Source organism: Arenibacter sp. ARW7G5Y1 (assembly GCF_003201775.1).
Classification (GTDB): Bacteria; Bacteroidota; Bacteroidia; order Flavobacteriales; family Flavobacteriaceae; genus Arenibacter.
Map to the genome: position 1 here is coordinate 311714 of NZ_QJJZ01000004.1, position 19086 is coordinate 330799.

Consider the following 19086-nt stretch of genomic DNA (forward strand, 5'->3'; position numbering starts at 1 on the left):
CAGCGGCCTTTTTTATATTGTTTTTCCATGGGATCCCTGAGGGGATATCTGCAGCTCGTAATTGTATTGGGGTTCCAATCCTGGTTCTTTCCTATGGGATACAAAGATGATGGCCGACTTGCTTTCCTTGGCAATTTTATTTACAAGGGATATAAAAAGCTGGGCGCTTTCATCATCCAGTCCGGCGGTAGGTTCATCCAAAATTAGTAGAGGAGGGTGTTTTATCATTGCTCTGGCGGTCATGACCATACGCTGTTGTCCTGCAGATAGGTCGGCAAAAAGGACGTCCCTTAGGTGCCACATATCCAATATTTGGAGCCATTCTTTGGCCAGGGCCTTCTGGTTTTCCGTAGCCCTTAAATAGAGTCCCACAGAATCGTTCATCCCAGAGATAATCATGTTGAGACAGGAGTGGAGACCCGAAAATTTATCAGTCATGGCCGGGGTGTAGTATCCAATTCTTTTCTTGATGTCCCAGACGCTTTCGCCTGTTCCCTTGCGTTGGCCAAAAAGGTAAAGTTGCTGTCCGTAGCCTTTGTGGTTATCACCTGTAATCATGGAGAGTAGTGTTGACTTTCCACTACCGTTGGGACCTATTAGTTGCCAAAACTCCCCTTTTTTGATAGTCCAGTTAATTCTATCCAGCACTTTTTTGTCTCCATAGGTTACGCTTATGTCCTTGCAGTCTATTAAAATGGATTCTTTATAATCCGTAGGTGCAAATGGCTTGGGAATTGTACCGGTAAAGGAGGTACTTGTGGATGTCTTTTTATGTGCAGCTTGTTTGGATCTTCCGGGAAGCTGTTTTATAGTAGCTCCTTCCAAAATCATCTCATGGGTAATAAAAGGTAAAAGATCGGCCTTTCTACTTATGAGCTGAATAATATAGGTGCTTTTCGAAATATGTTCCAAGGAGGCTTTTAGGTCCTTTTGGGCGTCTTTGTCCAAATTGTCAAAGGGATTATCCAAAACAATAAAATCTGGCTTTAAATTGAATATATACTTCAATAGCGCCTTTTTTTGCTCCCCGCTAGACATCGTCTTGAGCAATTGCGTTGAATTTTTATTGATAATCTGGATACCGTGCCTTTCCTCCTCGTCAATAAACTGGTTCAGTGTTATTTTGGAAAATAGGGCCCCGTCCAAGTCCCCTAGAATTTCAAATCCTGCAGGTAGGGGACCTTCCATTACATTTGTTATAAACTGCTCCTTATGGGAGTCGTTGTTGATAAATACGGCCCAATGTATTCTATTCTTCATGTAAAATGTCTTTTTATGGAATTCAAAAGAAAATAATTTATGGATAGGATTCTGTTGGATTACTAATTTTATTTATTGAACCAGTAAGTGAATTTAAGGGTCAAGGCCCAATTTCTCCCTTCAAACGGTTCAATAAGGTAGTTGTTGCTGTAGACTAGGAATAAGTCGGAGGCAGGCTTATAGCGCCATTGAAAACGGGAGTTTAGGTTAAAGTTTTTCGATTGTTCATTGTATTGGAACAAGGTGGCAAAGAATAATTTGTTGGTAAAGGTAATATCTACCTCCGAACCAATAAGCCAAAATTCCGTATCGTTCCAAGGGGCTGGTAAGCTTATGTTATTGTAACTCAAATTGGTACTTAAGCTAACAAAGGGTTGAAAACGATAGCCTAATTCGTTGATCAGACTAGTTCTGTGGCCTCCGGAATAATATCCTCCAAAGCGGCCGCCCAAGGAATAGGTAAACATACTTTGTGGTTTTGAAAGAAAATCCACTGTAAAGGCATTCCATTGGTGCTTGGTTCCAATGTCCAAGGATTCCTTACCTGATCTTGTGGGGTCAAAGGGCGATAGCAGTTCTACATATTCATCGGCTACGCCAAAGTTTAATTTGGAACGGTCCCTAAAGTCCAAGAGGTACTCAAAAAGATTGATATTGTCTGTTCGCTCCAATTTTTCATTAAAAAAATAGCTTGTACTGAATTTGGGGCCATGGCTCAATACCGTACTTTCCTTTGGAAAGAATAGGTGGCCTAAATAGGAGGTTATATTGACATATCCATTTCTGGGAACAAAACCAACTTCGGCGGTATAATCGTCCTCAACCGATTCTTCCTGTATGCGCCAATTCCATTTACGACTTTTATATTCCAAATGGGCCGCCTGGGTAAAACCATTGCCGTTCTTGTTGGGAGCGAAGGATTTTAGGAAAAATGCTTTCCCTGTCCATTGATTATTGGGGGATGCCAAATTGTATTCCAGTCCTATATTTCGGTTAAACTTTGGGAAAACTGTTTTTAGGGAATCGGTATTTTGAGGGTAATTTATAGATTCCTTATTTACAAACATCAGCCCAATACTAGATCTGGCAAAAATTTTTCTTTGTAGCGAGAGTACTCCAAAATTCTGGCTTGGCAACCCTGTTTCTTCAATGCTGGCCGTTTGCATATCCATAAGCCCCAAACGCCATTTTTTATTTAGGTTTCCACTAACCCTGGCTCCGGCTCTTATGGGGACGCCCAGGCCTATTCTTCTTGAAAAGAAGGGACGTATGGTGGCATATCCAAAGTTGGCAAATAGATCCCCGTTCTCCAAAAAGAACTGTCTTTTTTCAGGGAAAAACAGTTCAAATCGGTCAAGGTTGGTTACCTGACGATCTACCTCTACCTGCGAGAAATCCGGATTTACTGTCAAGTCCAAATTCAAAGAGGTGCTTAGACTGAACTTAACATCACCTCCAATTTTCTTGTCATACTGGGTATCGGTGCTATTTTCCAGATTTCGATTAACACCTCCCAGCACATAGGGGATAATCGAAAAATTGCTCCTAGGGGTGGGAGGAGGGGAATCCCAGACCAAGGTTCCCGTATAGGCTAGGGAGGCCGTGGGGAATTGTCGGGGAATGGGTGTCCAACTCGATTTTTCGCCCGATTTTAAATCCAGCCGGCTAAAATTTATGCCCCATTGCGTTACGCCATCTTCATAACGAATGGATTTAAAGGGGATGGCCATTTCAAAGACCCATTTCTCCTCATCACTAGTTACTGCGGAGACCCATTTGCTATCCCAATTTAAATCTACGCTTCCCCCACTATGCATGGTGCCGTCCCATTGGGCACCTGCCGCGTTGGAGCCAAAGGAATAACCGGTGGTTTGGTTATTGAAGGGATCCATAAACAACAAAAAGTTGTCATTTTTTCCAAATATAAAATCGCGACGCAATGATTCTACATAGTAAGGTCCTTTGGTGGCGTTGTAAAAAGTAGCTAATAGGTAGAGATTGTTATCGTCATAGGTCATTCGGATTTCGGAAGGTTCATTTGCCATTCCGGTATCCATGGGCAGTACCATGTAAAAGTTGGTGGCTACATCCGTATCTTTCCAGGCCAAATCGTTGCCAATTCCATCTATTTCTACCGCTGTGGCTGTCTTGCGAATATTTAATTGAAAGGATTCATTTTTTTTCTGGGACGCAAGGGGTAAGGCCAAAACAATGGCTAAAATAGTTAGGGGCACTTTTTTATAGGCAGACAAAGGATGGGTCTTTTGTTGGTTGAGCTTACTAAAATAGGCATTTTATAAGGATATGAGCTGTTTGGTATGCGTAACTTGCAACCCTAAAAATAACAACCCCTCCCGCCGGTTATGGTGCTTTACTATATACTATGGAATCCCCTACGGCTAAAGACCATTTATCCGCCAAACCGGCATTTACTTCAAGAACATATTTTACGGGAACTTTGGAGGGTAGGCTGTTTTCCTTAAGCGGTTGTGCATTTTTTTGAAAACTGGCGATTTTCATTTGGTCGTCCACAAAAATAAGGTCTAAGGGGAACTCCGTATTTTTCATATAAAAGTAATGCATGGCAACATCCTCAAAAACAAACAACATGCCCTGATTAGGCTCCATGGAACTACGGTACATGAGCCCTGTTTCCCTTTCGTAGTCGCTATCCGCTATCTCTATATCCAAAACGGTTAGAAGGGAATCCGATTCCTTTTGCAGGATACGCAGATCTCCTTCTTTTTTAAAGGTAATCGGCGCCGTTTTTATCGCTTTTTTAGCTTCTTCCTTACAGGAAAGTTGAATGACAAAACACACAACAAAGAGTAGATAGATTTTATTGTTCCTCATGTTACAATTTCTGTTGGTGAAGGCACCTTTAATCTTTCCAATCGGATTATTTGGTGGTACCCGATTTTGGTCTTAGCATATAATAGAGGCCAACTAAAATAAAGGGTATGCTCAGCCATTGGCCGGTGGATAGCAAACCAAGTGACTCCTCAAATCCACCCTGACTTTTCTTTACGTATTCCACAAAGAAGCGAACCGTCCATAAAAGCACTAGGAACACCCCAAAAATGTACCCAAGTTTATCTTTTTTATCAGTTTTCCAATATAGAAAATACAAAATGGCAAAGACAAAAATATAACAGACCCCTTCATATAATTGGGCTGGGTGCCTATATGGAATGGCCTCTAAATACTCGGCAAACCGAGGATCTTTTTCAATAAGGTTATAGGCTGCATTTACCGTTTTTTCCTTGGTAATGGACAGGGCCTTGTATGCAGGCATATCGTCGGAATCGCGCACGAACCTGGTGGCCAGCGCAAAAGATTCCTCAACAGGTTTCCCGTTGATTTCCGAATTGAAGAAATTTCCCAGTCGAACACAAAAAGCACCTATGGATACGGGAATGACGATACGATCCAGAATCCAAAGAATTTTAAATTCAGGGTATTTTCTGGTGTAGAGGTACATGCCAATGATGATTCCAATGGCAGCACCGTGACTTGCCAGACCGGTAAATCCTGTGAACTCGTAACCATTGATAAACCCAAAAAGGGTGCTATCGGCACTTTCCCTAATAGGTAGCAATATCTCCAATAAATGGTTTTGGTAATATGCCCAATCATAAAAGAACACATGACCCAATCTAGCTCCCAACATAGTAGCCAAAACGGTATATATGAAAAGGGAGTCCAATTGCTCCAAGGATTTTTTTTCTTTTAAAAATATCTTCTTCATAAGGTACCAGCCCAATGCGAAAGCGATTATCCAAAGAAGATTGTAATATTTTATCTGTATTACCCCAATTTTAAAAAGGGTATCGGCGGGATTCCAAGTAAAGCCTAAAAAGTACATCTACATATTTTTAAGGGACTAAGATAAGTAAATACTGTAAAGAATAGTGGAGTGAAATGGGTTAATTTTGATATACGGGCATGATTATATTTGGAAATTTGCAAAAGTTTAGAAGCCTTGTACTTTTGTTTGTGCCAATATTGACTTAATTAAATCGTATTACAACAAAGCTGGGAATAAAAACTATGGAATCGGGTCATAACCACTTCCTCCCCAAGGGTGACAGCTAAAAATTCTCTTTAAGGCCAGCCATCCACCTTTGAACAGGCCATGCTTTTGCAGGGCTTCCAAAGTGTACTGCGAACAGGTGGGGGAATAGCGACATGAGGCAGGGGTAAGAGGGGAGATAAAGCTTTGGTAAAATTTCACCAATAATACAAAAGGGGCTATTAAAATCTTTTTCATCTATTTAAGAATTTTGTATTAATCTGAAAATGAGCTTAATATAAAATTATAACTTAGATTGTGCGCCTCAATTTCGTATAAAAGCCAATTCAGCAATTGTTAAACCTCCAATCTAGCTGAGGCTAAAGGTAGTACCATCTTTGCCATCATTCAATTGAATGCCCATTCCTGCCAATTGGTCCCTTATTTTGTCCGATGTGGAGAAATCCTTATTGGCCCGTGCTTCATTTCGCAATTGGATCAAAAGACCAACTACACTGCTTAATTTATCGGAATTAAGCATAGCGTTATTTTGATTTTCCAAACCTAATATATCAAAAACAAAACTGTGCATGGTCTCTATAAAAAGTTCCTTGTCCTTTTCGGTAATGGTCTCCTTGCCTTCCTTTATTAAATTGATGCGTTTCACAGCTTCAAATAAATTGGCCGTTAGCATAGGAGTGTTGAAATCGTCGTTCATGGCATCGTAACCCTTTTGTTTCCATTCCGCTACATTAAAACTAGATGACGAACTGGTAGTTAGTTTTTCCATGCTTGCAATGGCGTCCATCAATTTTTGATAGCCTTTTTCAGATGCAGAAAGTGCTTCATCGCTTAGGTCCAATATACTGGTGTAATGTGCCTGCATCATAAAAAAGCGTACTACCGATGGGGTGTATGGCTTGCTCAGAATACTGTTCTCGCCAGAGAACATTTCATTGGGCAAGATATTGTTTCCGGTAGACTTGGCCATTTTTTTGCCGTTCAAGGTTAGCATATTGGCGTGTAACCAATATTTTACCGGTGCATGACCGTTGCAGGCCTCGGCCTGGGCTATTTCACATTCATGATGTGGAAATTTAAGGTCCATACCGCCACCGTGTATGTCAAAAGTTTCACCTAGATACTTGGTGCTCATGGCAGTACATTCCAAATGCCAACCAGGAAAACCATCACCCCAGGGGGAAGGCCATCGCATTATATGTTGGGCTTCCGCTTTTTTCCACAGTGCAAAGTCCTGGGGACTCTTTTTTTCGTCCTGAGCTGCCAATTCACGGGTGTTGGCAATCATATCCTCCAATTTTCTCCCGCTAAGTTTACCGTACTCATGGGTTTTGTTGAATTTTTCTACATCGAAATAAACAGACCCGTTAATTTCGTAGGCATAACCTTTTTCGAGAATGTTCTTTATGATTTCAATTTGCTCAATAATATGTCCGGTCGCCGTAGGTTCAATACTGGGAGGTAAAAAATTGAATTTTTGCAGTATGCTGTGGAAATCCAAAGTATATTGTTGTACTACTTCCATAGGCTCCAACTGTTCCAGTCGGGCTTTCTTTGCAATCTTGTCCTCCCCGTCTTCCGCATCATTTTCCAAATGTCCCGCATCGGTAATATTCCGGACATATCTCACCTTATAACCCAAATGTTTTAAATACCTGAAGATCATGTCGAAGGACATAAAGGTTCGGCAGTTGCCCAAGTGTACATTGCTGTAGACGGTTGGTCCACAGACGTACATACCAACGTGACCTTCATTTAACGGTTCAAAATCTTCTTTTTTTCCTGAAAGGGAATTGTAAACTTTTAATTTTTGAGTTTGGTACAAAGACATTGGTAAGTGGGACAATTAGAATTTAGTATCGATGTTTATATAGTCCAAAAATTCTCGTCTGACGGCCTCTTCTTTAAATTTTCCGCCGTATTCTGCCGTAACGGTACTGCTTTCAATGTCGCGTATACCTCGGGAATTTACACATAAATGTTTGGCGTCTATAACACAGGCAACATCTTCGGTACCCAAAACCTCTTGTAGTTCCCTAACGATCTGAATATTCAATCGTTCTTGGACCTGTGGTCTTTTGGCGTAATAATCCACTATCCTGTTCATTTTGGACAAGCCAACAACAGTGCCTTTGGAAATATAGGCCACGTGGGCCTTCCCTACTATAGGCAATAAATGATGTTCACAAGTGGAATATAAAGTAATGTTCTTTTCCACTAACATTTCGCCGTACTTGTATTTATTATCGAAGGTGGATGATTTGGGCCGTCGTTTTGGATTTAAGCCCCCGAAAATCTCATTGACGAACATTTTGGCCACCCTATTGGGGGTCCCCTTTAAACTGTCGTCCTCGAGGTCGAGGCCCAAAGTCAGCATTATTTCGTTTACACTGCCCCTGATTCGGGCTATTTTTTCTTCATCACTTAGCACAAATGCATCCTTACGTAAAGGTGTGTCCTCAGCAGCGGAAACGTGATCGTCCCCTAACTCTTCAAAATGCTTTTCCAATGCGTTGTCGATTTTCATTAAAATATTGCTTTTTAAGGCAGCAAAGATATACATTATATGCCACTTTATACCATGTTTGCCTTGTTACACAACATAAATTAGTGTTAACTAAATCTCGGACTTACTTTTGAAATTCCCCAATTTTATAGGTATTCATGAACAGGTTGATCGTCCTTTTTGGTGTTTTTTGGTGTCTAGGTACTACTTTGGCCAGGACCCAAGTGGCTCCGGATTGTTCAAATGCGGTACCTATTTGTAACAATACTCCGGTAAACGGGGGTACAAATGGCTTTGGTGCGGATGACTTTAATGGAGCCGGTAAATCAGGTTGTTTGGAAAAAACTCCTTCGGGTTCCATTGAATCCAATGCTGCTTGGTATAGATTTAGAACGGGGGCCTCGGGACAATTAGGATTTAATATTGGTTTCGATTCCAACGAAGATTGGGATTTTGCCCTTTATAAGGCCAGTGATTGCAATTCCCTCGGAGAGCCTGTTCGCTGTAATTTTTTTGATAATAGGGATGCCAGTAGTTTTATTGGTGTAGGGGAGGACCCGCAAGGTGCAACGGATAATGTTCAATACGAAGAATGGTTGGAGGTTTTGCCCGGAGAGGATTACTACTTGTTGGTGAATAATTTTAGTAATATCAATTCTGGCTTTTCAATTCAGTTCACAGGTCAAATCTTTGTAACCAATCCTTATGACGCATTGGATTGTGCAATTATAAATAATCTTTTGGGACCCCCGATTGCAGCTTGTGACAATGAAAACGTTGTTTTGGACGCCACTATTTCCGATGTGGTAAGTTATACCTGGTATAAGGATGTAGGAAGTGGTTATACCGTTATTCCGGGGGAGGCCTCTGCTACCTTAAATGTTCTGGAAGCTGCTTTTTACCGGGTGGAGGTAATCACCCAGTCCCAAAATAATATTATTAGCGATGTGCAGGTTGGATTTTCCCAAGCACCATCAACTTCTCCTGTAGCGGATGAGCACTTATGCTTGGATTCAGGTAAATATTATTTAGACCAAAAGGATCAACAGGCTTTGGGCGGACAATCTGCGAGCGAGGTAATTTTATCTTATCATAATAGTTTAACCGAGGCTGAAGCAGGAGTAAATGCCCTTCCTTTGGAGTATAAATTGCAGCCAGGGGAACAGCGGATTTACATTAGGGCCAGCTCGGTACAGAATCCTAGGTGCTATGACGTTTCAGAGGATTTTATAATAACGGTCCATGAGCCATTGGTTCCCGATTTTCCCTTGGAGGTTTTTCTCTGTGAAGGGGAGGTTAATGCCGTAATAGGGGAAATGGACCCAGATCCAGCATATAATTATGTTTGGAGTACTGGCGAGTTAACTTCCAATATTACCGTGGTCCAAGGCGGGGAATATACCTTGACAATAACCGATAAGCTTGGTGTTTCGCCTTGTAACAATACTTTTAACATTAAGGTCTTTGCTTCAAAAACACCTCACATAAAGGAGGTGGTAATAGAGGATCTGCAGGATAGCAATACCATTGCCATAATGCCCGATCGGGAGGGGGATTTTGAATATAGTTTGGATGAAGGGGCCTATCAGTCAGATAACAAATTTTATAAGGTACTTCCTGGTGTGCACAATGTTACATTGAACGATTTGAATGGCTGCGGAACAGCTACGGAAAGCATTGTTGTGGTAGGGTTTCCTAAGTTTTTCACCCCCAATGGGGACGGTTTAAACGATGTTTGGAATATAGTTGGGATTTCCAGCTTGGAAGAACCTTTATTAACGGTTTACAACAGGTATGGTAAGCTGCTTGCACAATTGTCGCAAAATAGTGTGGGATGGGATGGTACCTATAATGGTGTGGCATTGCCTTCGGACGATTATTGGTTTAAGCTAAGTTTTAAGGATCAAGATGGTCAGCGTATAGTGGCCAAGTACATCAATAATCATTTTTCCTTAAAACGATAATCTTAAATTGGTAAGGGGCTATTCTTGGATTCTATCCTGATATTCCCAGTAGGCATTATAGGCGCAATTAAATAAACCAATTGTATACAAATCAAGGGTAGTGGTCGTTGCCCAAGGCACCTGGGAATAAGTATGGAGAGGTCTAAGTTTTTGTGATAAAATATACCTCTTATATACTAAATCATTTTCATAAGAGTTATTATACTTGATTTAAGTATGTATTTAGCCCCAATTTCTATGCGGACACTTATCTGTTCTATATGTGTTATGTTACTGTTTGTCAGTAATATAGTTGCGCAAAATTCACCTGATTGTAGGAGTGCCATTCCTGTTTGTGCAGATGGCCAGCCAATTATGCCAATTGTTGATGGCGGTGGTGATATAGACGACTTTGATCCTGAGGTAATTCGGCAAAGTGGTTGTTTGGAGAAAGGAAGTGTAAGTTCTGCGAATATCGAAAACAACACCTCTTGGTTCGTTTTTAGAGCAGGTACAGGCGGTCAGCTAGGTTTTGACATAGAGGCTTTGCCGGTAACGGGTACTACAATAACAGCGGAGTGGGACTTTGCGGTTTATGGTCCTTATGATCAGACCAGTGGACAGAATTTCTGTTCGATTATAGGAAGTGGATCAGAACCTATCCGTTGTAATTATGAAGCCAATAATACGCGTTTCACGGGAATAGGTATCAATCCGGAGAATGGGGATGTGGGTGCTCCTTTTTTAAAGCAAAGCCAAAACACATATGACGAATGGTTAAATGTACTCCCAGGAGAAATCTACTATATTTTCATTAATAATTTCAACACCAATTTCGATGATGATGCTGAGCAATTTTCATTGACTTTTACAGGTAGTTCGGTTGATGCCGATCAAGATAATGCGTTGGATTGTACCTTACGTGACGAATTTTTGGGATTGGATATAATTGCCTGTGAGGATGATCCGGACATCACCCTATCTGCACTTAATTCTCCTTTTGGACCTGATATTACAAGTGTGGTATGGACTGTGGATTATGAGGACGATGGCGTTATTGATGCCACCTTGCCGGGATCCGGGCCTTCCAATGCCGAATTGGTGGTGAGCAGCCCCAATTCTGGACGCTATTTTGTTGAACTAACCAACAGTTTTGGAAATGATGTAGGTGATGATATACTGATCACCTTTTTTGGAACCCCAGTTTTACAGGAAGTAATCGTTAGGGACGACCTTTCTGATAATAATATTGTAGAAATAGTAGTGGCCAACCCGGACGGTAATTACGAATATGCCATTAACGGTGGTGAGTTTCAGGATGATCCTGTTTTTAATAATGTGCCACCAGGGGTTAACACGGTGATTATAAATGATAAAAATGGCTGCGGTACTTCGGAGCCACAAGAATTCTTGGTGGTGGGTTACCCCAAATTCTTTACACCCAATGCCGATGGTATCCATGATAGATGGAATGTATATGGAATCTCCACCTTGATAGATCCGGTGGTATATATATTTGATCGTTATGGTAAATTGCTTAAACAGATTGATGAAACCACAATAGGTTGGGACGGCACTTTTAATGGAAGGCCAATGCCTTCATCGGATTATTGGTTTAGGATGGATTATTCACGGGACGAAGGCGGAATCATTGTAGCGCGTTCCGTTAGGACCCACTTTACGTTAAAGCGATAATTACAATTTGTACTAAAAACAAAAAAGACGGGTTTTACCCGTCTTTTTTGTTTTTAAATATGGTATTTATTAGAAATTTAGGGTGTAACCTAAACTTATTACGGAGTTTTTATTGGTTATGCTGGCCGGTGTTGGTAGGCCTACATCAAACAATAGTTTATTTATGTCCTGTGTGGAATAGTTGTAGGATAGGTCTAACCTACTTCCTCCAAAATTATATCCAATACCCCCTGAATAGCCATTTAAATCCCCTATGGTTCCCCCGTTGGCGTACGGACTTTGCTCAAATCTATATCCCGCCCTTAGACTTAGGGCCTCAATACGGTACTCCCCACCCACTCTAAAGGTGGAAACAGTACTTAACTTATCCGAGATATAATCATTTTCCGAGGCAAAACTAGGGTCGGAACCAGGTCTTAACTCTGCTTTTGACATGTCTTGATAACTATAGTCGAAACTTATAAGGCCATCCTGACCAAATATCATAGCTAAACTACCTGTTAATTTCCCGGGTATTTTAATGGTGTAATCTTCATAAATATTAACGATATTAAAATTGATATATGAAATATCACTTGCCGCCAGATCCGAATATATTTTTTGGGAAGTTTCATCCGATAAATTATACCAGGTTGGGGTTTGGTAGCTACCACCGATTCTGAAATTTTCATTTAATTTCCCAATGGCCCCCAAACTAAGGGAAAAACCAGTTCCCTGGGTCCTCAAAAAGTTATCGAAGGTTATATTCTGAATTTCCGAATCGCCATCAAAGCCTCTTTCGGACAATTGGGTGAGCTTGTCCAGGAATACACTGTGAACGTTAAGAGAAGCCCCTAGATACAAATTGTCTCCGTATTGTGAGGCCAGGTTGGCGGTAAACTTGCTATTGTATCCTGTAGTACTCTGAGAGTAATCTTGGTCAATGGTGCTGTATTTGGCGTTGGAGATATAAGCGGTATTATTGTCGTCCGAAAAGTCTACAGGGTCCAGTATCCCGCTGTAATATCCCAAAAACGCCTGTTGGTCCACAAATCCCAAAGTAGCTCCTATATCCAGATAGGCTTCTTCTATAAACTCGTCGTCCTGTATCAAGAGTGGTCCAAAAGGCACTCCGTCGGCCAAATCCCAAAAGTAATTATCAATGCCCTGATTACTATTGCCGGAAACAAAAAGGTCATCGTCAAAATTTTTGATCAGGTCATAGTTAAATGCCAATGCAAGTTTTTTCCAAGGAGAACTGGTGCTGGTGCTTTTAAACACAAAAACACCTCCAATTTGATTAAGATCCAAAGAATTTAAGTTGGTGCTGGTGCTACTGTTGAAATAACGTGCATCATTTTTGGTATTGTAATTTGATCCCGTTAAGGATAATAAGCTGTTATTAAAAACAGCGGAACCCGCCGGATTTACGTTTAAGGAAGATAAATCCCCTCCCAAGGCCCCAAAGGCACCGTTTAATCCTTGAAAACGTGCTGTTCCATAGGAACCCTCTCCGTTTAGCCTTAAAACATCATTGATGTTCTGAGCGCTGGCGAATGCACATACCAATAGTAGAATGAAAGTGTAATTCCTTTTCATTTTATTTAATTTAGAAAGTTTTTATTGAAATATGGGACCATGTTTTTTAGTTACGCCTTCCGCTACTTCTACTACTGGATGACGACGATCTTGAAGAAGAACTGCTAGAGCTTCTCACGCTTCCACTGGACCTACTGGAGCTGCTGGAACTTCTATAGGTACTACTGGACGACCTGGATGGAGTGCTGCTGGAGCTACTTCTGTAGGTTCCGCTTGAAGACCTTGTAGGTGTTGAGCTTCTATAAGTTCCACTGGACGATCTCGTAGGGTTAGTGGATCTTCTATAGGTAGAAGTTCTTGGAGCGGTACCTTTATAAGTTCCGCCCGATGAATTACTCCTACTATATGTCCGATTGCTTCTAGAGCTGCTGTTGTAATTGGGTACCGCTCTTGTACTTCTGCTGGTACGGTAAGTGCGGTTTCTGTCCAAGGCATCTACCCCTACGTTACTGCGGGATGTGGTACCATTTCGATTGATATTACTACGCGAAGTAGTACTTCTATACCGGCTGCTGCTTGTACGGTTGGCAGTGCTTATATTTGATCTTCCGCTTAGAGCAGTGCTTCTCAGGTTGGAATTGGAATTGTAAATCCCTCTCCTGCTGGCGCTATAGGCATAATTTCTGTTATAGTAGTTATTTCCAAACCTACTACGGGAATAGTAATATGGGTAATGTCTATAAGGAGAATAGTAATAAGGGCTGTAATAACCGCCCCATCCGTAGCCTCCCCAGCCCCAGTTGTTCCAGCCATATCCATAACCGTAGCGATTCCATCTCCAGGGGTTGTAATACCCGTAATAACCTCCGTAGTAGCCGCCATAAAAACCACCGTACCCCCAGACAAATGGAGAACCGCCCCAACCCCAATTATCATAAATGTTGATATTCACATCGGTGGCGTTGTCCCCCCATGATCCATAACCATTATAGTCATTGTTGGGGGCGTTATAGCTTAGATCCTGGTTGTAGCTGATGCTGTCGGATTCCATATCACTGTAATAACCATCAATATCGGTGAATACCTCACTGTCCAAAATTTCACCGTATTCATCGGCCTTTTGTCCAAAATAATCACCATAGGTATTTTGTTTTGGAGCAGGCTGTTGGGTTCTTGGTCGTTGTTCGGTTACCCGAACTTGCTCAGTTCTATTGGAATAGATGCCATCATTATCATAATAAGAGGCTTGCTGGTAAGACCCGCAAGATGCCAATACTATGCTAAGGACTACAACAGTTGCTGCTATATGTATTCTTCGGTGGGGCAGAGAATGTATCATCGCTGTAAATTTAATTGTTGAACATTGTAAAAATAGTTAGTTTTGCCGAACTATTTCATTTAATTATAAGGTCGCAAGTTTTGTGCCAAACTTACTGGTATGGGTAAAAATTTAACGAAAAGAGCAGAGGATTATTCCAAATGGTATAATGAACTTGTTGTAAAAGCGGATTTAGCTGAAAATTCGGGGGTTAGGGGTTGTATGGTCATAAAGCCTTACGGCTATGCCATTTGGGAAAAAATGCAGGCCCAATTGGATATTATGTTCAAGGAAACCGGACATGAGAATGCTTATTTTCCATTGTTCATACCTAAGTCCTATTTGAGCAAAGAAGCCAGTCATGTGGAAGGTTTTGCAAAAGAATGTGCTGTAGTGACCCACTACAGGCTAAAAAATGCCGAGGACGGTAGTGGTATTATTGTGGACCCGGAAGCCAAGTTGGAGGAAGAACTTATTGTTAGGCCTACATCGGAGACAATTATATGGGATACCTATAGAAGATGGATTCAATCGTATCGCGATTTACCACTGTTGATCAATCAATGGGCCAATGTGGTGCGATGGGAAATGCGAACCAGACTTTTTTTGAGAACGGCGGAATTTTTATGGCAGGAAGGGCATACGGCCCATGCAACCGAAAAAGAGGCCATTGCCGAAGCGGAGCTGATGATGAACATATATGCGGAATTTGTGGAAGAGTACATGGCGGTACCGGTTATAAAAGGAACCAAAACGGCCAGTGAGCGTTTTGCCGGGGCATTGGAGACCTATTGTATAGAGGCCTTAATGCAGGATGGCAAGGCCTTGCAGGCTGGTACTTCGCATTTTTTGGGACAAAATTTCGCAAAAGCTTTTGATGTGAAATTTGCGACCAAGGAAGGGGTGCAGGAGTATGTATGGGCAACCTCCTGGGGGGTTTCCACACGCTTGATGGGGGCATTGATCATGACCCATAGCGATGATAATGGATTGGTGCTGCCACCTAAATTAGCTCCCATACAAGTAGTAATTGTGCCTATATATAAAGGAGAGGATCAATTGGATGCTATTTCCGAAAGAGTGGCTCCTTTGGTAAAGGAATTGAGATCCAAAGGAATCTCTGTAAAATATGACAACCGAGATACCCATAAACCGGGATTTAAGTTCAATGAGTACGAATTGAAAGGGGTGCCCGTTCGGTTGGCGATTGGGCAGAGGGATATGGATAATGGTACTTATGAAGTGGCGCGAAGGGATACTTTTGAAAAGGAAACCGTTAAGGGCGATGAGGTAGTGGCTAAAATTGAGTTTTTGATGGAAGATATTCAGACAAATATCCATAATAAGGCCTTGGAGCATAGAAAATCACACATCACCGAGGTAAATTCCTATGAAGAATTTAAGGAAGTTTTGGAAAGTAAGGGGGGATTTTTGTCGGCACATTGGGATGGGACCCCGGAAACGGAAGAATTGGTGAAAGAGGAAACAAAAGCTACTATTCGCTGTATTCCCATAGATGCCAAGGAGGAAGCTGGAGTCTGCATGGTTACGGGAAAACCTTCCTCCAAAAGAGTGCTTTTTGCCAAGGCATATTAAAAGATTTTAAAAAAAATTATTTAGGTCTTGCGATAGTAAAAAATAATTGTATTTTTGCATCCGCAATTATGCGATTTGATGGTCCGTTCGTCTAGGGGTTAGGACGCCAGGTTTTCATCCTGGTAACAGGGGTTCGATTCCCCTACGGACTACTAAGGTTGTTTTGAAATTTTGGGGTACTGATGGCAATTGATAAATTGTGTCCGTACTTGAAACCAAAAATGGTCCGTTCGTCTAGGGGTTAGGACGCCAGGTTTTCATCCTGGTAACAGGGGTTCGATTCCCCTACGGACTACACATTGTATTTAGGGGTGTAACCCAATAAAAAAAATTAATTAAATAGAAAATGGCAAATCATAAGTCAGCATTAAAGAGGATTAGAAGGAACGAAGCGGTAAGATTACGTAATAGGTACCAGCACAAAACAACCCGTAACGCTATCAGAAGATTGCGTACCGAGGAGGATAAGAAAGCTGCTGAAACCTTGTTGCCAAGTGTTGTAAGTATGATCGATAGATTGGCCAAGCGCAATATTATCCATTCCAACAAAGCTGCAAACTTAAAGAGCAAGTTGACGAAACAAGTAGCTGCCCTATAGGTTTTATAATATATTATAAGGAACGCCCTTCGTAAGAATGGGCGTTTTTTTGTTTTTATTATCCACCGTATTTCCGTGTTGTCAAAAGTGTTCTGGGATCAAGTACAATTTCTGGGTATTTGGATATTTATGCAAATAATTGAGTTAACCTAAACAGGAAGAATTCTGTATTTCTAACGCCTCTGAATTGCGCCCTGAATGCCTTGATTTTGGATCATGACCAATTGTTGTGTTTATCAAAAAAATACGATTAATTTGATCAGTCGTGTTTTATTGCTCAATAGTTTTAATTAATAGGAGTAATTTAGTAAAACCAATGATTAAATTATTCTTTCATTTTACTCAAGTGGTTTTTATTGTTTTATAATGGTTTTCGTGAATCTTCGATTTCTTTGCTTGTCCAATGAAACCGACGCAGGAGGTTCACGAATACATAATTAGGAAAATAACCAGCCATGAGCTAAACAAACCTGCCTTCCGGCAGGCAGGAGAAAAGACCCTTCTTCGCTAGGTGGTCCCTAAAATCTCTGGATTATAAGGACCGATGCCATAGCCTAAATTATTTCCAAGGCTTCAATAATTCTTAACGGCCATGCCATCTCCACGACGGAAGAAGAACGACCAAACCATAGACCTTGAGGGCAATGCCCAAAGGTTTTTAATAACGGAAATGACTTATCCCCACATGAAGGTTGACGCAACGTAAGGACCGGCCTATTTTCAATTTCGTCTTAAATCAAGTGGTTTTCACATTGGAAGGTGGAAGGCGTCCATAGAGCATTTCACCCAAGTGAAAGCGGCCTGGACGCCGGGGCTGTGGAAAGTGCGTAGATTTAAAGAAATTTAAAATCAGCCTAGCGTTTTTTGGTTCGTTTTTTGGGCGATGCAAAAAATGAACAGGACACAAACTTGAAATGGTAAATTATATTTTTTTGTAATTCACACACGACTTTTGGGATTGATCCGTGTTCTGAATAGGAAAAATTAAAGAGGCATCGTTTTGGGTTAAGATATTTAAGGAAATTATCAAGATATCATAAGGTTGAAGATATGCTTCTAAAAACCGTAGGTAATCCAATCAAATCATATTATATTCGGATTTCATTTTTTTTTAACCCAAATAAATTGAAATAGAAAACATGGGAAAACTACGCTTTGTACAAAAACTGGGGTTTGTTTTATTTGTAATTCTTATAGGTTGTAAGTCGCAACAGGAAAATGTGCCCCATACCCACACCCACGTATCTGATCATTCCCATAGCCACTATCCGGAACAAGATTCCATTATGGCCCATAAATTAATGTTTCCTTCCCAAGTACCGGACAGGGTAATTGCCAATTTAACGGCAGATCCGGCACATAGTATGGCTGTGAATTGGAGAACGGATCAACAAGTGGAAACCGGATACGTAGAAATTGCCTTGGCTACCGATGGACCGGAGTTTTTGCTGAAGGATGTAAGAAGGGTGGAGGCGAAAAGTGAAATTTTTCAAAATCAGAATAGAAAGGAGCCTCTTGTAAAGGCGGTATACCATTCTGTGATAGTAAACGATCTGCAGCCAAAAACCACCTATGTCTATAGGGTGGGCAATGGAAAGGAAGGCAATGATGGTTGGAGTGAATGGTTTCAATATACGACGGCGAGTGCTACTTCCGGAGACCCTTTTAGCTTTATATATTTTGGGGATGCACAAAACAATGTGAAATCGCTTTGGTCCAGGGTAATACGTAATTCTTACCGAAAATTTCCAGCAGTGAATTTTATGTTGCACGCTGGAGATCTAATAAATGACAGGGATGCCAATCTGGAATGGGGCGAATGGTTTTATGCAGGTAGCTTTATTCATGCTACGGTGCCAAGTGTTATGACGCCTGGTAATCATGAGTACAGGGATGGAGTATTGACCCCTTTATGGAAACCACAATTCACTTTGCCAGAAAATGGACCAATTGAGGAATTAAAAGAAACCTGTTTTGCAATTGATTATCAAGACATGAAATTGATTTCTATCGATAGCGAAGGTTATGATGAAAGTTTGGAAGCCCGTTCGGCACAGATAAAATGGCTAGATTCCGTATTGCAATCAAATACTAAAAAATGGATAACCATTTTTACGCATTATCCTGTTTATTCTACCAAAGAAGGGCGAGACAATTGGGAGCTGAGGGAAGGTATAAAACCTTTGATAGATAAATATGGGGTAGATTTAGTGCTTCAAGGGCATGATCATACATACGCAAGAGGCTATCCTGACAACGAAGGTAAGGGCTTGACACTTCTGGACGATGCCGGTACTGTTTATGCAGTTTCTATAAGTGGCCCTAAAATGTATGAATCCGCGGACCAGGATTGGATGGTGCGAAGAGGGGAATACACCCAATTGTTTCAAATAATTACCGTTACCAAAGATACCATTAAATATGAGGCATACACGCCCATAGGCAACTTGTATGATGCCTTCGACCTTATTAAAAAGGACGGCAAAAAGCAGCTTGTCAATAGAGTGCCGGATAGTCCCATCCGATTAAAAAAGGACTTTGTGGGGGAAGATAAATAGAAAATTCTGTTTTCGTTGATATTCAATTGGGTGGCAATAAATGGTCTTTTTATTGATGTTG

General features: G+C 41.1%; 14 protein-coding genes, 2 tRNA genes and 1 pseudogene. 7 read left to right on the forward strand and 10 right to left on the reverse strand.

Annotated elements, in window-relative coordinates:
- Window positions 1-12 precede the first annotated feature (12 nt).
- From C7972_RS08255 to folE, 7 genes are all read right to left on the reverse strand, one after another.
- Window positions 13-1260, reverse strand: a complete 1248-nt coding sequence (locus tag C7972_RS08255; protein WP_110355735.1) for an ATP-binding cassette domain-containing protein — start codon at window positions 1258-1260, stop codon at window positions 13-15.
- 68 nt (window positions 1261-1328) lie between these two features.
- A complete protein-coding gene (locus C7972_RS08260; RefSeq protein WP_110355736.1) occupies window positions 1329-3512 on the reverse strand; it encodes a carbohydrate binding family 9 domain-containing protein in 2184 nt (727 codons plus the stop codon).
- Between the two features lie 109 nt (window positions 3513-3621).
- A complete protein-coding gene (locus tag C7972_RS08265; protein ID WP_110355737.1) occupies window positions 3622-4113 on the reverse strand; it encodes a DUF192 domain-containing protein in 492 nt (163 codons plus the stop codon).
- A 46-nt stretch (window positions 4114-4159) separates the two neighbouring features.
- A complete protein-coding gene (gene lgt, locus C7972_RS08270; RefSeq protein WP_110355738.1) occupies window positions 4160-5125 on the reverse strand; it encodes a prolipoprotein diacylglyceryl transferase in 966 nt (321 codons plus the stop codon).
- A 183-nt stretch (window positions 5126-5308) separates the two neighbouring features.
- The gene (gene yidD, locus C7972_RS08275) at window positions 5309-5530 is read right to left on the reverse strand and encodes a membrane protein insertion efficiency factor YidD (protein WP_110355739.1); all 222 of its coding nucleotides are present in this window, start codon (window positions 5528-5530) and stop codon (window positions 5309-5311) included.
- A gap of 112 nt (window positions 5531-5642) precedes the next feature.
- Complete coding sequence (gene cysS / locus C7972_RS08280; RefSeq protein WP_110355740.1) at window positions 5643-7124, reverse strand: cysteine--tRNA ligase; 1482 nt, start codon at window positions 7122-7124, stop codon at window positions 5643-5645.
- Window positions 7125-7139: 15 nt separating this feature from the next.
- Complete coding sequence (folE, locus tag C7972_RS08285) at window positions 7140-7820, reverse strand: GTP cyclohydrolase I FolE (RefSeq protein WP_110355841.1); 681 nt, start codon at window positions 7818-7820, stop codon at window positions 7140-7142.
- Between the two features lie 137 nt (window positions 7821-7957).
- On the opposite strand from folE, the gene C7972_RS08290 reads away from it, so the two are divergent.
- Entirely contained in the window at window positions 7958-9763 is a 1806-nt protein-coding gene (locus C7972_RS08290) for a T9SS type B sorting domain-containing protein (RefSeq protein WP_110355741.1), read from the forward strand.
- Window positions 9764-10030: 267 nt separating this feature from the next.
- On the forward strand, window positions 10031-11437 hold the full coding sequence (locus C7972_RS08295; RefSeq protein ID WP_258364797.1) for a T9SS type B sorting domain-containing protein: 1407 nt from the start codon (window positions 10031-10033) through the stop codon (window positions 11435-11437).
- Window positions 11438-11506: 69 nt separating this feature from the next.
- Here the strand turns inward: C7972_RS08295 and C7972_RS08300 are convergent, their stop codons facing one another.
- Window positions 11507-13015 carry an OmpP1/FadL family transporter gene (locus C7972_RS08300; protein WP_110355742.1) on the reverse strand — a complete coding sequence of 503 codons (1509 nt, stop codon included), beginning with the start codon at window positions 13013-13015 and terminating at the stop codon, window positions 11507-11509.
- 46 nt (window positions 13016-13061) lie between these two features.
- On the reverse strand, window positions 13062-14294 hold the full coding sequence (locus C7972_RS23655) for a hypothetical protein (RefSeq protein WP_146216287.1): 1233 nt from the start codon (window positions 14292-14294) through the stop codon (window positions 13062-13064).
- 99 nt (window positions 14295-14393) lie between these two features.
- Between C7972_RS23655 and proS the strand changes: the two genes are divergently transcribed.
- The 4 genes from proS to rpsT all read left to right on the forward strand — a co-directional run bounded on the left by proS (window position 14394) and on the right by rpsT (window position 16467).
- A complete protein-coding gene (gene proS, locus C7972_RS08315) occupies window positions 14394-15869 on the forward strand; it encodes a proline--tRNA ligase (protein WP_110355745.1) in 1476 nt (491 codons plus the stop codon).
- 80 nt (window positions 15870-15949) lie between these two features.
- Window positions 15950-16021, forward strand: a tRNA-Glu gene (locus C7972_RS08320).
- Between the two features lie 71 nt (window positions 16022-16092).
- Window positions 16093-16164, forward strand: a tRNA-Glu gene (locus tag C7972_RS08325).
- Window positions 16165-16215: 51 nt separating this feature from the next.
- The gene (rpsT, locus tag C7972_RS08330; RefSeq protein WP_031442787.1) at window positions 16216-16467 is read left to right on the forward strand and encodes a 30S ribosomal protein S20; all 252 of its coding nucleotides are present in this window, start codon (window positions 16216-16218) and stop codon (window positions 16465-16467) included.
- Window positions 16468-16594: 127 nt separating this feature from the next.
- On the opposite strand, the pseudogene C7972_RS24295 reads toward rpsT, so the two are convergent.
- A pseudogene (locus tag C7972_RS24295) lies at window positions 16595-16681 on the reverse strand (transposase); the annotation flags it as partial.
- Window positions 16682-17606: 925 nt separating this feature from the next.
- On the opposite strand from C7972_RS24295, the gene C7972_RS08340 reads away from it, so the two are divergent.
- On the forward strand, window positions 17607-19025 hold the full coding sequence (locus C7972_RS08340) for a metallophosphoesterase family protein (RefSeq protein ID WP_110355746.1): 1419 nt from the start codon (window positions 17607-17609) through the stop codon (window positions 19023-19025).
- The last annotated feature ends 61 nt before the right edge of the window (window positions 19026-19086 follow it).